Genomic DNA, 14,419 nt, shown 5'->3' on the forward strand with positions numbered 1-14,419 from the left:
TGGTTATTGTTTTAAGTGTCCTTACACGCAAACAATATTAAGCAAGTTTTGTATTTATAAATAGAGTATTTACTCCAATTTAAAATAAAAAAATGACACGCGCTGCAAAATTGCTGTCAAATTGTCCAATCCAAAGCTGTGTTTTAAATAAAATCAGTGAATTAAAAGGATTTTCGGCTTAAAAAGTTATCATTAAATTATTCCCCACCAAGTGAGCATTCAAAATTGGTGCGCTCAATAGTACATCTGGCTTTTTTCAATACCGTCATCATGGTGGGGTCATAGATGCCTTGTTGGGTTAGATCCATCCGTGCATCACGTAACAGTTTTTGATATTTCTCTTTAGCATCCTTATCGAGTTCCATACGATATTTGCTTGGAATAGTGGCTTCTACACGCTGTACCATGGCAAAACTTTTAGGCAATTGACGGACAAACCATTGACGAGATTGAGCTGCAAAACCTTCTGGAAATTGCTCTGGTCGAATAATTAGGTCTGCTGTGACATTTAATACGGGAAAATTGACCATCGCACCGTTATTGCCCAGCCCTTTATAAATCTCAAGAGGTTTAAAAGCATAAGCTGGTGCGGGTACGACATCGACTTCATTCTGATTAAATTTTTTCACAAAATTGGAAATTTCAGACATCACAGGAACAGCATTCACGCGTTTCACCATAATTTTTTGTGCCTGATCAAACTCCATCACTGCAATTTTTTTGCCATTGAGTTTTTCAACGGTATTGATGGACTTATCCCGTACAAATAAATAGGCTGGACCAATCTGACCAATCCCTGCAACTTCATAAGTCTCTTTGCCTGATTTGGTGATGAGACGCTTTTGATTTCGTTTGTCTAAAACATAAGTAATGGCTTTTTGAGCAATCGCGTTATTGGGTACCCCACCCAATGCATCAATTGAACCTGCAAATTTATTATAATTACGGGCACGCATGGAGGTCATATAAAAACCGTCACATTTTCCAGCTTTGAAGTCTTGGTCTAATTTGGCTTCATCTTTGTAAGCCGTCAGGTCGATATTGGCGCCCCAGTTTTTACTGGCCAATGCCCATTCTTCAAGAAACTTATAAGATTCCCCAGATTTGGCAAGCAAATCGAAAACACAAACATTAATATTTGCATGCGCTAAATTAGGCATATTGAATAGGGTTGCTGTAGACAAGACAAAAAAGGCTTTTTTCATTATTTCACCTCATTTTTTTGATTTTGCTGGAACAAATTTATATAAACATGTTTTTTTTGAATAAAATAGAGCTTTTACTCTATTTCCGACCGATAACATTTCGGTGTGCAGGATGTTGGTCCTTTTTCTTTTCTAAGCGACTTCCTTTAGAATAGCGCTAACTTTTTATCTGCCAGTGTGTGTAATGATCCAATTAGACCAACTTTCAATACGTCGTGGAGGACGCGTACTCTTCCAAAAAGCCTCGATGCAATTGCATCCAGGTTGGAAAATTGGTTTAACGGGCGTCAATGGTGCAGGTAAATCCACATTATTTTCTGCGCTCTTGGGGGGAATGGAATCTGACGGAGGATCTTTAACCCGTCCTGCGGTATGGACCGTGGCCCATATGGCACAAGAAATCAAAGCTTTAGATATGAAAGCCATTGATTTTGTTTTATCTGGTGATGAGGAATTTTGGGAAATTCAGCACAAACTGGATCATCCAGAAAACTTAAGTAATGATGAACTTGCTCATTTATATGGTCGCTTTGATGAAATTCATGGTTATTCAGCCGCTGCCAAAGCATCGCAACTTATGGCTGGTTTAGGTTTCTTCGAACATCAATCCCAGCTCGATGTTTCAAGTTTCTCGGGCGGTTGGCGTATGCGTCTGAACCTTGCGCGTACCCTTATGAGTCGTTCAGATTTACTGTTACTGGATGAGCCAACCAACCATTTAGACTTAGATGCAATCCTATGGTTAGAAGATTGGTTGAAAGCCTATGAAGGAACTTTGGTTCTAATTTCGCATGACCGAGATTTCTTGGATGCCATTACCGACCATATTCTACATATTGAAAATCAAGAGCTGACACTATATACAGGTAATTATTCGACCTTCGAACGTACCCGCAGCGAGCGTTTAGCACAACAACAACAAGCTTATGAAAAGCAACTAGAAACCCGTGCCCATTTGCAAAAATATATCGACCGTTTTAAGGCACAAGCGACCAAAGCCAAACAAGCACAAAGTCGAATTAAGCAATTAGAACGTATGCAGGAACTTTCTGCCGCACATGTGGATACGCCGTTTACCTTTAGTTTTCGTGAACCGTCAAAAATGAGTTCACCTTTATTGGAACTTGAAAATGCCGATATTGGTTACGGTGAAAAACTGATTGTAACCAATGTTAATTTGCAAATTACCCCAACCAGCCGAATTGGTTTATTGGGCATGAATGGCGCTGGTAAATCAACCCTGATTAAATCACTAGTCGGCGATCTAAAATTATTACAAGGGACGCGTAAAGACTCTGAACTATTAAATATTGGTTACTTTGCTCAGCATCAAATGGATGCTTTGGATGGGAATGCCAGCCCAATGTTGCAATTGGCACGTATCGCCGACAAAAAAATCAGTGAAGCCAGCTTACGCTCTTTCTTGGGCAGTTTTGGTTTTAGTGGTGAGCGAATGGACACACCAAGTGAAAGTTTCTCTGGGGGGGAACGAGCGCGTTTGGCTTTGGCGCTGATTGTGTGGCAACGTCCAAATGTTTTAATTCTAGATGAACCTACCAACCATTTAGACTTAGATATGCGTCATGCACTGACTATGGCACTCCAAGATTTTGAAGGTGCCGTTGTTCTTGTTTCGCATGAACGCCAGCTCATTGCCAGCGTTTGTGACGAACTTCTATTAGTACACAAAGGAACTTGTCGTGAATTTGATGGTGATTTGACAGCTTATGCCGAATGGTTACGCCAAGCACGGATCGACATGATGAAGACAGGGCAACAACCCTCTGCTCCAGTTCAATCCCAAGTTAAAGTAAAACCCGCTATTTCAAAATTGGACAAAGAGGCGCAACGTAAAGAAGCAGCACGTCAACGTGAACTCAGTCGCCCCATTCGTAAAAATATTGAAAAATACGAATCGCAGATGGAAAAAATACAGCCACGTCTACAAGAAATTGAAACTCTGTTGGGAGATAGCAGTTTATACGAAGCGGAGCGTAAACAAGATTTGCTGAAATTGATGGATGAACAAAATCAGTTAAAAGCAAAATTAGAGCAAATTGAAGAAGAAATCCTGACGTTAATGATGGAATTAGAAGCATTAGAAAGCTCGTTCTAATACGTCGAATGAAAAAAAAGAAAAGCACAATATTAAAGTTGTGCTTTTTTACATTTCACGCTCACAACAAAAGCCGAAAAACACATTAAATGAAAATAAATATGCGATTTAGGTTCGAAAACGATTAAAAAATGAATGAAAAACGAGTTATTTGCATTATTTTGTGGAAAAAACCAACACATGTGCAAAATAATTTAAAAAGGGTATTGCAAGCGATCAGAAATGCTGTAGAATGCACATCCATCGGCGGTGATGCAGATAAAAACTTGTTGATTAACAAGGATTTAGCTTGGTAGTTAAATTTTTAGATTGATTGAATGAGTTTTAAAAATATCGAAATTACCTGTTGACTTTGATTTAGATTAGAGTAACATAGCCGACCTAGCTTGATGATGACGAATCATCGAGAAGATCATTAAGAGATTATGAAGAACAACTTGTGTGGATTTTTACTGATTGATTGATCGAAATTATTTTCATTGATTGATGGTAGAAATTACTCGAAGTTTATTTGAGAAATTAATGTCAGAAAATTGATGAGCCAGATTTGGTGTTTAGAATAAAGCACTATTGATTTTAAACTGAAGAGTTTGATCATGGCTCAGATTGAACGCTGGCGGCAGGCTTAACACATGCAAGTCGAGCGGAGCGAGGGTGCTTGCACCTTAGCTTAGCGGCGGACGGGTGAGTAATGCTTAGGAATCTGCCTATTAGTGGGGGACAACATTCCGAAAGGAATGCTAATACCGCATACGCCCTACGGGGGAAAGCAGGGGATCTTCGGACCTTGCGCTAATAGATGAGCCTAAGTCGGATTAGCTAGTTGGTGGGGTAAAGGCCTACCAAGGCGACGATCTGTAGCGGGTCTGAGAGGATGATCCGCCACACTGGGACTGAGACACGGCCCAGACTCCTACGGGAGGCAGCAGTGGGGAATATTGGACAATGGGCGGAAGCCTGATCCAGCCATGCCGCGTGTGTGAAGAAGGCCTTTTGGTTGTAAAGCACTTTAAGCGAGGAGGAGGCTCTTAAGGTTAATACCCTTGATGAGTGGACGTTACTCGCAGAATAAGCACCGGCTAACTCTGTGCCAGCAGCCGCGGTAATACAGAGGGTGCGAGCGTTAATCGGATTTACTGGGCGTAAAGCGTGCGTAGGCGGCTGATTAAGTCGGATGTGAAATCCCTGAGCTTAACTTAGGAATTGCATTCGATACTGGTCAGCTAGAGTATGGGAGAGGATGGTAGAATTCCAGGTGTAGCGGTGAAATGCGTAGAGATCTGGAGGAATACCGATGGCGAAGGCAGCCATCTGGCCTAATACTGACGCTGAGGTACGAAAGCATGGGGAGCAAACAGGATTAGATACCCTGGTAGTCCATGCCGTAAACGATGTCTACTAGCCGTTGGGGCCTTTGAGGCTTTAGTGGCGCAGCTAACGCGATAAGTAGACCGCCTGGGGAGTACGGTCGCAAGACTAAAACTCAAATGAATTGACGGGGGCCCGCACAAGCGGTGGAGCATGTGGTTTAATTCGATGCAACGCGAAGAACCTTACCTGGTCTTGACATAGTAAGAACTTTCCAGAGATGGATTGGTGCCTTCGGGAACTTACATACAGGTGCTGCATGGCTGTCGTCAGCTCGTGTCGTGAGATGTTGGGTTAAGTCCCGCAACGAGCGCAACCCTTTTCCTTATTTGCCAGCACTTCGGGTGGGAACTTTAAGGATACTGCCAGTGACAAACTGGAGGAAGGCGGGGACGACGTCAAGTCATCATGGCCCTTACGACCAGGGCTACACACGTGCTACAATGGTCGGTACAAAGGGTTGCTACCTAGCGATAGGATGCTAATCTCAAAAAGCCGATCGTAGTCCGGATTGGAGTCTGCAACTCGACTCCATGAAGTCGGAATCGCTAGTAATCGCGGATCAGAATGCCGCGGTGAATACGTTCCCGGGCCTTGTACACACCGCCCGTCACACCATGGGAGTTTGTTGCACCAGAAGTAGCTAGCCTAACTGCAAAGAGGGCGGTTACCACGGTGTGGCCGATGACTGGGGTGAAGTCGTAACAAGGTAGCCGTAGGGGAACCTGCGGCTGGATCACCTCCTTAACGAAAGATTGACGATTGGTAAGAATCCACAACAAGTTGTTCTTCATGACGATGTATCTGAGGGTCTGTAGCTCAGTTGGTTAGAGCACACGCTTGATAAGCGTGGGGTCACAAGTTCAAGTCTTGTCAGACCCACCACTACTGACGAAGTACGGAAGATCAGAAACATTGACTTATTGATAAGCTGGGGACTTAGCTTAGTTGGTAGAGCGCCTGCTTTGCACGCAGGAGGTCAGGAGTTCGACTCTCCTAGTCTCCACCATCACATTGCATTGCAATGAGCTAAGAAACAAGCAAACGAAGTATTAGATTATAGAAATTAATAAGAAGTTAGCGTAATATGCGCGTCTTGTTAACTTCTGTGATTTATCACAGTTTACTGCAAGCTGACGAGGCTGTAGTTAATCATTAACAGATTAGAAAATTGAGTCTGAAATAAATTGTTCACTCAATGACGAAGAAAGAAGAAGTAATTCTTTGATCTAAGTTGATTGAGAACTAGCAAAAACACTGAATCAAGCGTTTTGGTATATGAATTTAGATTGAAGCTGTACAGTGCTTAAGTGCACAGACAACAAATCAGTAGCAATTAAGTTTGCAACGATAACACTCACTTGTATGTGTTAGCGACTGTTTGGGGTTGTATAGTCAAGTAATTAAGTGCATGTGGTGGATGCCTTGGCAGTCAGAGGCGATGAAAGACGTAATAGCCTGCGATAAGCTCCGGGGAGGCGGCAAATATCCTTTGATCCGGAGATTTCTGAATGGGGGAACCCACCTACTATAAGGTAGGTATTGCAACATGAATACATAGTGTTGCAAGGCGAACGAGGGGAAGTGAAACATCTCAGTACCCTTAGGAAAAGAAATCAATTGAGATTCCCTCAGTAGCGGCGAGCGAACGGGGAAAAGCCCATTAAGTCATGTAAGTTTTAGTGGAATGCTCTGGGAAGTGCAACCATAGTGGGTGATAGTCCTGTACACGAAAGGGCTTACATGATGATGTCGAGTAGGGCGAGGCACGTGAAACCTTGTCTGAATATGGGGGGACCATCCTCCAAGGCTAAATACTCCTGACTGACCGATAGTGAACCAGTACCGTGAGGGAAAGGCGAAAAGAACCCCTGTGAGGGGAGTGAAATAGATCCTGAAACCGCATGCATACAAGCAGTGGGAGCCGACTTGTTCGGTGACTGCGTACCTTTTGTATAATGGGTCAGCGACTTACATTCAGTAGCAAGGTTAACCGTATAGGGGAGCCGTAGAGAAATCGAGTCTTAATAGGGCGTTTAGTTGCTGGGTGTAGACCCGAAACCAGGCGATCTATCCATGAGCAGGTTGAAGGTTGGGTAACACTAACTGGAGGACCGAACCCACTGTCGTTGAAAAGCCAGGGGATGACTTGTGGATAGGGGTGAAAGGCTAATCAAGCCTGGTGATAGCTGGTTCTCCCCGAAAGCTATTTAGGTAGCGCCTCGGACGAATACCATAGGGGGTAGAGCACTGTTTCGGCTAGGGGGTCATCCCGACTTACCAAACCGATGCAAACTCCGAATACCTATGAGTACTATCCGGGAGACAGACTGCGGGTGCTAACGTCCGTAGTCAAGAGGAAAACAATCCAGACCGCCAGCTAAGGCCCCAAAATCATAGTTAAGTGGGAAACGATGTGGGAAGGCATAGACAGCTAGGAGGTTGGCTTAGAAGCAGCCACCCTTTAAAGAAAGCGTAATAGCTCACTAGTCGAGTCGGCCTGCGCGGAAGATGTAACGGGGCTAAAACTATGTGCCGAAGCTGCGGATTTGACATTAGTCAAGTGGTAGGGGAGCGTTCTGTAAGCCGATGAAGGTGTATTGAGAAGTATGCTGGAGGTATCAGAAGTGCGAATGCTGACGTGAGTAACGACAAAACGGGTGAAAAACCCGTTCGCTGAAAGACCAAGGGTTCCAGTCCAACGTTAATCGGGGCTGGGTGAGTCGACCCCTAAGGCGAGGCCGAGAGGCGTAGTCGATGGGAAATTGGTTAATATTCCAATACTTCTGTGTAATGCGATGAGAGGACGGAGAAGGTTAAGTCAGCCTGGCGTTGGTTGTCCAGGTGGAAGGTTGTAGGCATGTATCTTAGGCAAATCCGGGGTACTCTATGCTGAGAACTGATAGCAAGCTGTACTTGTACAGTGAAGTGGCTGATACCATGCTTCCAGGAAAAGTCTCTAAGCTTCAGTTACACAGGAATCGTACCCGAAACCGACACAGGTGGTCAGGTCGAGTAGACCAAAGCGCTTGAGAGAACTCTGCTGAAGGAACTAGGCAAAATGGTACCGTAACTTCGGGAGAAGGTACGCTGCTGACGGTGATGGGACTTGCTCCCTGAGCTATTGGCAGCCACAGAAACCAGGCCGCTGCAACTGTTTATTAAAAACATAGCACTCTGCAAACACGAAAGTGGACGTATAGGGTGTGATGCCTGCCCGGTGCTGGAAGGTTAATTGATGGGGTTAGCGTAAGCGAAGCTCTTGATCGAAGCCCCAGTAAACGGCGGCCGTAACTATAACGGTCCTAAGGTAGCGAAATTCCTTGTCGGGTAAGTTCCGACCTGCACGAATGGCATAATGATGGCGGCGCTGTCTCCAGCAGAGGCTCAGTGAAATCGAAATCGCTGTGAAGATGCAGTGTACCCGCGGCTAGACGGAAAGACCCCGTGAACCTTTACTGCAGCTTGACATTGAACTTTGACCTTACTTGTGTAGGATAGGTGGGAGGCTTTGAAGTTGGAACGCCAGTTCCAATGGAGCCGTCCTTGAAATACCACCCTGGTAATGTTGAGGTTCTAACTCTGTCCCGTTATCCGGGACGAGGACCATGTCTGGTGGGTAGTTTGACTGGGGCGGTCTCCTCCTAAAGAGTAACGGAGGAGTACGAAGGTGCGCTCAGCGTGGTCGGAAATCACGCGTAGAGTATAAAGGCAAAAGCGCGCTTAACTGCGAGACCCACAAGTCGAGCAGGTACGAAAGTAGGTCTTAGTGATCCGGTGGTTCTGTATGGAAGGGCCATCGCTCAACGGATAAAAGGTACTCTGGGGATAACAGGCTGATACCGCCCAAGAGTTCATATCGACGGCGGTGTTTGGCACCTCGATGTCGGCTCATCTCATCCTGGGGCTGAAGCAGGTCCCAAGGGTATGGCTGTTCGCCATTTAAAGAGGTACGCGAGCTGGGTTTAGAACGTCGTGAGACAGTTCGGTCCCTATCTACCGTGGGCGCTGGAAATTTGAGAGGATCTGCTCCTAGTACGAGAGGACCAGAGTGGACGAACCTCTGGTGTACCGGTTGTGACGCCAGTCGCATCGCCGGGTAGCTATGTTCGGAAGGGATAACCGCTGAAAGCATCTAAGCGGGAAGCCTACCTCAAGATAAGATTTCCCTAGGACTTTATGTCCTCTAAAGAGCCGTTGAAGACTACGACGTTGATAGGTTGGATGTGGAAGCATAGTGATATGTGAAGCTGACCAATACTAATTGCTCGTGAGGCTTGACTATACAACACCCAAGCAGTTGTATTTAAAGCTTATAATCGATTCATAAAAGATCAGTTAACCCTGATCTGAAACAAAAAACTTGATTTAGTGAAAGCTAGAACATAAAATTCGACTCAGTTAACTAATCCGTTAATAACTCATTTGGAAAAAACCTTGGCACATACAGAAATGTAAACTTAAGACCAAGCAAGTATCCATAAACAGTTGTGCTGGCGACAATAGCAAGAGTGAACCACCTGATCCCTTCCCGAACTCAGAAGTGAAACCTCTTAGCGCTGATGGTAGTGTGGGGTTACCCATGTGAGAGTAAGTCATCGCCAGCTCATTAATTCAAACACCCCCTTCTAATAAGAAGGGGGTGTTTTTTTATATAAATATTTATTTAAATTTATATAAAATGATCATTTTTTAAAGCAAGCTAACTTTGGTCTTATTGTTGAATAATTAAAAATTAACCTAATGATTTTAAATAATTAATTATTATTTATTTCGATATAAGTAACGTTTTTACTACATATTAAGTGCTAATAGCTACCCGAATTGCTGACGGAATGTTCCATTTTAAGTATTAAATACTTTAAAGGTATTTTTTTATACCTTTGAGGTTTTAGACAAAAAATGAACGGCTATTCATTGTATGTTGACAATAAAAAATCTCACAATTGGAGGTGAGTAAAATGACAGCGACAACAATGAATGTAAATGCTGTGATTGATCAGGCTAAATTTAAACCTTTTCATTTAACGGTAGTTTTATGGTGCTTATTTGTAGTTTTGTTTGATGGCTATGATTTGGCAATCAATGGTGTGGCATTACCCTTATTGATGAAAGAGTGGGGGATGACTGCAGTTCAAGCGGGAATGTTAGCCAGTACTGCATTAGCTGGCATGATGTTTGGAGCCATGCTATTTGGTATGTTGGCAGACAAAATTGGTCGTAAAAAGGTCATTATTATCTGTGTTACCTTGTTTAGTGGCTTCACCTTTGCGGGTGGTTTTGCATCTAACCCAACTGAATTTGGTATTTTACGCTTTATTGCGGGGTTAGGGATTGGTGGTGTATTGCCTAATTTAGTTGCCCTGACTTCAGAATATGCTCCACAAAAATTCCGTAGTACTTTAGTGACTGCTATGTTTAGTGGCTATGCGATGGGTGGAATTATGGCAGCATTATTGGGAGCAGCATTTACCCCTACATTTGGCTGGAAAATTATGTTTTTCATTGCTGGTATCCCGCTGTTATTTGTGCCAATTTTATGGAAATTCTTACCTGAATCGGTCACTTTTTTAGTTAAGGCTCAGCAAACAGAAAAAGCACGCCATATTATTCAACGTCTTGTTCCTGCTGAAACCGTAACCCAAAATACTGTATTGGTCCTGAATGAAGCGAAAGTTCCAGATGCTTCGGTTGTGGCACTGTTTAAAAATGGTCGTGCAATGGGGACCATTTTATTCTGGAGCTGTTTCTTCATGTGCTTGCTCATGGTGTATGCCTTAGGTAGTTGGTTACCAAAACTCATGATGGCAGCGGGTTATTCATTGGGCAGTAGCTTAATGTTCTTGCTTTCTTTGAACATTGGTGCAGTTATTGGTACCGCAGGTGGTGGTATTCTTGCCGATCGTTTCCATTTAAAACCAGTTATTATCAGTATGCTTATAGTAGGTGCATTGGCACTGGTTGGTTTAGGTTTTAACTCTCCACAGCCTGTGATTTATTTATTGGTGGCATTGGCAGGTGCAGCTTCAATTGGTTGTAGTATTTTGTTGTATAGCTATGTTGCGCAATATTACCCATTGGCAGTTCGTTCAACAGGTTTGGGATGGGCATCTGGTATTGGTCGTGTCGGGGCGATTGTAGGTCCGATTGTGATTGGTATGTTATTAGGCATGGAACTTCCACATAAAATGAACTTCATTGCCGTTGCAATTCCTGCGATTATTGCGGCTTTTGCGGTTTCTTTAATTAAAACGAATCCTGCAGAAGAAGTCGCTGAAGTGCCTACATCCCAAGCGACCAAACAAAGATCATATAGTTAAGCTATTCCTGTGAATAAGGGCCTCTAGATGAGGCTCTTTTTATTCAAATAGAAAATGACAAAAATAAAAAAACCCCGATATCCTATCGAGGCTTTTTCGTATTTCATGAAAGGTAAAACTCCTGTAATACCTCAACATCCTGTTGTCGACTCTTTATTGTTATTCTAAGAAACATCCTGTTTCTGTATGCATTCAATTTAGCCTGAAATTGGATGCGAGGATAGGCGTATTAGCGGTATTTTCTGTACGCTTTGGCTGACATAGATTCACTCTTAAATAGGTTTGAATGCTACATATTGAATCTATTTATCAGCAGAGAGTTTGGTTAGATTGAATAGAAATAAGACAAACAATGAGAGCATGATGAAGTATTCAAAATGTGGTTTCCTTTTGTGGCTCAGCTTTCTCAGCCCAATGTCTATTTCCGCTTGTCATGCACAAGATAAAACAGTCGATGAACAACACCAACAAGCAGCAATTGCTCCACTTTCACAACCTTATCAAATTAAAAAAATAACTGAATTTAATGAACCTTGGGCATTAGCAGTCATGCCCGATCAGCGCTTATTGATTACTGAGAAAGCAGGGAAGCTGTTTGTCTTTAATCCCCAAACGCAGCAAAAAATAGCTGTAGAGGGCGTTCCGCAGGTTGCCTATGGTGGCCAAGGTGGTTTGGGCGATGTGGTGCTGCATCCAGATTTTAAGCAGAATCATAGAATTTATTTCAGTTATGCCGAACAAGGTCAGGGTGGCTATGGTGCAGTAGTTGTGCGTGCTGTTTTAGATGAGCAGCTACCCAATCAACCACGATTAATGGACTTACAACCGATTTGGCGACAAGTACCTAAAGTTTCGGGACAAGGTCATTATGCACATCGCTTGGCCTTTGATTCAGCAGGAAAATTATGGATTAGTTCAGGCGAACGACAGAAGTTTCAGCCTGCACAAGATATGCAGAGCAATTTAGGTAAAATTTTGCGCTTGAATGATGACGGTTCGCCAGCAATAGGCAACCCATTTATAGCTCAATGTCCGATTGCGGCTCAAATTTGGAGTCTAGGACACAGAAATCCTTTGGGGATGGCTTTCGATGCACAAGGACAGCTTTGGGTTGCTGAAATGGGGCCTCGTGGTGGCGATGAGTTAAATCGTATTTATAAAGCTGCAAACTATGGATATCCGATTGTGTCGAATGGTGATCATTATAGTGGGCGAGATATTCCTGATCATACGACTCGTCCTGAGTTTCAAGCTCCTGAGATTAGTTGGACTCCAGTCATTTCTCCATCGAGCTTAATGTTCTATCAAGGTTCTAAATTCCCGAAATGGACCAATAAAGCACTCATTAGCGGCTTATCTTCACAAGCAATTATTATAGTAGATACGCAAACTGTGCCTGTACAAGAGGTACAACGTTTAGCTATGAAACAGCGAATTCGTGGTTTGGTTGAAGCAGAGGATGGTTCAATTTGGGGAATAGAAGATGGCAAACATGCCACCTTATTCCAATTAACTGCGCCTAAACCGTAAGGTGCAATGTCTATTTCATCTTTATCTGTTTATGCAAATTATACTTTAGATATGCCAACTTTGAGTAACCCTCAGGAAAAACCTGAGGCTTAGTACAAAAAAGCCTGATTTTTCTTTGTACTGAAGCGCCTTAGCATAGCACTGGGATGTTTTAAGGACGAGAGCAGTGCTGAGTTTTATTGTGGTGGTTTTTCTGTTGGCAGGGATGGTAAAAGGCATGATTGGTTTAGGTTTGCCTGCCGTATCGATGGGACTATTGACCATGTTGATTAGCCCTTATCAAGCGGCAGCATTGCTGATAGTACCTTCTATGGTTACCAATATTTGGCAGTTATTTGCTGAAGGGCAGGTATTGCGGGTTTTAGCTCGGTTCTGGACGCTTTTGCTGGGAATTATTGTCGGTTCAATCTGGAGTATTTTTCCCCGCCTAGGTCAAAGTGAATTTCATAGTGAAGCGCTTTTAGGCGCCATGTTATTGCTTTACGGCTTATATGGTTTAGTTGCCAAACAAATACCAAACTTGTCGCGTTATGCTTGGATCTTATCTCCATTGATTGGGTATTTGGGTGGGGCATTGACTGTGGCAACTGGCGTTGTAGTCATTCCCGTGGTGCCTTATTTGCAGTCTTTACATTTACAGCGGGATGATCTGGTTCAATCCCTAGGTCTGGCATTTACCGTATCGACCATGTGTTTGGCTATATTTTTACAGCAGAATCCTGTGGCTCATCTCGAGATTGATTATCTATGGTCAGTGATGGCTTTGATTCCTGCCTTACTTGGCATGTGGTTGGGCACGCGGATACGCTATAAAATTGCAGAGCAGAAATTTCGCAAAGTCTTTTTCTGTGGTTTGATGGCTTTAGGTGGGTATATGCTGCTTAGTCATTAATTGTGTTGGGTATACTGTCAAGCTGAGGACGTTGTTGAATTAAATATTGGCTAAAATGTTGATAATCTAAAGTTAAGGTATCAAAATTTTGTGCAGCCAACAGTAACTTTCGGTTTGCCCATGCACCTTTTAATTGAATTTGTTGGAATGCGTACAACTGTTGTAAGCGTTGGGCAGCCCGTTTCGGAATGATGGCAATCCCAATGCCATTGGCAACGACCTGTGCAATTGCACCAAAATTAGGAAGACGAAGACGATACTGAATGCTATAGCCCAGTAATTTGGCTTGTGCTTCAATCGATTGCTGTAAGGAGTGATATTGCATTAACCCGACAAAGGCATGTTCCAAGGTATCAACCAAGCTTAGTTCAGGATGGTGGGTTAAAGGATGGTGGCGTGGGCAGATCAATACCAGAGGATCATCTGCAAATTCTAGGGTTTGTAAGGGGTGCGCATTAAAAAAACTCGAGATTAAGCCCAGTTGTGCGATCCCTTTGCTTAATGCTTGAATAATGTCATTGGACTCTGCTTCTTGCAATTCGATATGTAAATGCGGATTTTCCATTAAGTAAGCTGGTAGAAGCAAAGGTAAATATTCACTCTGAGCTGAAGAATTACACCACAGGGTCATGCTGCGATGTTGTCGTTGAGAAAAAGGCTGCATGGCCTGTTCAAGTTTCTGATGTTGTTGAATTAAAGTTTGGGCATGTTGATTAAACATTTGACCTGCCAGTGTGAGTTTGACGCCAGAAGCATGGCGGGTAAACAGCGAGACAGAGAACTGTTGTTCGAGTTTTTTAATCCGTTCACTGGCGGCTTGTAAGGATATTGCAGAACATTCTGCACCCTTAGTGAAACTGCCTGTTTCGACAATATTCAAGAATAACGTTAAGTCAAAAAAGTCGAGGCGCATAGCCATAAATTCATCTTATATTGAGTTTTCCATCTTAAAAACTTGATCACCAAGAGGCAATGTTAAAGCCTGAAA

7 protein-coding genes, 2 tRNA genes and 3 rRNA genes are annotated in these 14,419 nt (G+C 43.2%); 10 read left to right on the plus strand and 2 right to left on the minus strand.

Going from position 1 to position 14,419, the window contains the following annotated elements:
* Positions 1–197 precede the first annotated feature (197 nt).
* Positions 198–1,160: a putative solute-binding protein gene (locus MP622_RS14210; protein WP_104442303.1), complete on the minus strand. Its 963-nt coding sequence runs from the start codon at positions 1,158–1,160 to the stop codon at positions 198–200.
* A gap of 229 nt (positions 1,161–1,389) precedes the next feature.
* Here MP622_RS14210 and MP622_RS14215 point away from each other — a divergent pair, with 229 nt between their 5' ends.
* The 10 genes from MP622_RS14215 to MP622_RS14260 all read left to right on the plus strand — a co-directional run bounded on the left by MP622_RS14215 (position 1,390) and on the right by MP622_RS14260 (position 13,431).
* Positions 1,390–3,321 (plus strand): ATP-binding cassette domain-containing protein, encoded by a 1,932-nt coding sequence (locus MP622_RS14215; RefSeq protein ID WP_243791496.1) that lies wholly within the window; start codon positions 1,390–1,392, stop codon positions 3,319–3,321.
* Positions 3,322–3,452: 131 nt separating this feature from the next.
* Positions 3,453–3,617 carry a hypothetical protein gene (locus tag MP622_RS14220; RefSeq protein ID WP_243791497.1) on the plus strand — a complete coding sequence of 55 codons (165 nt, stop codon included), beginning with the start codon at positions 3,453–3,455 and terminating at the stop codon, positions 3,615–3,617.
* Between the two features lie 282 nt (positions 3,618–3,899).
* A 16S ribosomal RNA gene (locus MP622_RS14225) occupies positions 3,900–5,436 on the plus strand.
* Positions 5,437–5,497: 61 nt separating this feature from the next.
* Positions 5,498–5,574 (plus strand) — tRNA-Ile (locus MP622_RS14230).
* A 48-nt stretch (positions 5,575–5,622) separates the two neighbouring features.
* Positions 5,623–5,698 (plus strand) — tRNA-Ala (locus MP622_RS14235).
* A 384-nt stretch (positions 5,699–6,082) separates the two neighbouring features.
* Positions 6,083–8,974, plus strand: a 23S ribosomal RNA gene (locus MP622_RS14240).
* A gap of 207 nt (positions 8,975–9,181) precedes the next feature.
* Positions 9,182–9,296 (plus strand): 5S ribosomal RNA (rrf, locus tag MP622_RS14245).
* Together the 16S, 23S and 5S rRNA genes with 2 tRNA genes alongside form the textbook arrangement of a ribosomal RNA operon.
* Before the next feature lie 354 nt (positions 9,297–9,650).
* Positions 9,651–11,009 carry an MFS transporter gene (locus MP622_RS14250; protein WP_243791499.1) on the plus strand — a complete coding sequence of 453 codons (1,359 nt, stop codon included), beginning with the start codon at positions 9,651–9,653 and terminating at the stop codon, positions 11,007–11,009.
* 414 nt (positions 11,010–11,423) lie between these two features.
* A complete protein-coding gene (locus MP622_RS14255) occupies positions 11,424–12,539 on the plus strand; it encodes a PQQ-dependent sugar dehydrogenase (RefSeq protein ID WP_243793547.1) in 1,116 nt (371 codons plus the stop codon).
* Between the two features lie 166 nt (positions 12,540–12,705).
* Positions 12,706–13,431 (plus strand): sulfite exporter TauE/SafE family protein, encoded by a 726-nt coding sequence (locus MP622_RS14260; protein WP_243791501.1) that lies wholly within the window; start codon positions 12,706–12,708, stop codon positions 13,429–13,431.
* Here MP622_RS14260 and MP622_RS14265 read toward each other — a convergent pair.
* Complete coding sequence (locus MP622_RS14265; RefSeq protein WP_243793552.1) at positions 13,421–14,344, minus strand: LysR family transcriptional regulator; 924 nt, start codon at positions 14,342–14,344, stop codon at positions 13,421–13,423. The genes MP622_RS14260 and MP622_RS14265 overlap by 11 nt on opposite strands.
* Positions 14,345–14,419 lie beyond the last annotated feature (75 nt).

This window comes from Acinetobacter sp. PK01 (assembly GCF_022819285.1).
GTDB classification, from domain to species: Bacteria; Pseudomonadota; Gammaproteobacteria; order Pseudomonadales; family Moraxellaceae; genus Acinetobacter; species Acinetobacter tandoii.

Excerpts from the sequence above, each read along its gene's own strand:
- MP622_RS14215 (WP_243791496.1), top strand. The coding sequence starts at position 1,390 with ATGATCCAATTAGACCAACTTTCAATACGTCGTGGAGGACGCGTACTC.
- MP622_RS14220 (WP_243791497.1), top strand. The coding sequence starts at position 3,453 with ATGAATGAAAAACGAGTTATTTGCATTATTTTGTGGAAAAAACCAACA.
- MP622_RS14210 (WP_104442303.1), bottom strand. The coding sequence starts at position 1,160 with ATGCCTAATTTAGCGCATGCAAATATTAATGTTTGTGTTTTCGATTTG.
- MP622_RS14255 (WP_243793547.1), top strand. The coding sequence starts at position 11,424 with ATGTCTATTTCCGCTTGTCATGCACAAGATAAAACAGTCGATGAACAA.
- MP622_RS14250 (WP_243791499.1), top strand. The coding sequence starts at position 9,651 with ATGACAGCGACAACAATGAATGTAAATGCTGTGATTGATCAGGCTAAA.
- MP622_RS14265 (WP_243793552.1), bottom strand. The coding sequence starts at position 14,344 with ATGCGCCTCGACTTTTTTGACTTAACGTTATTCTTGAATATTGTCGAA.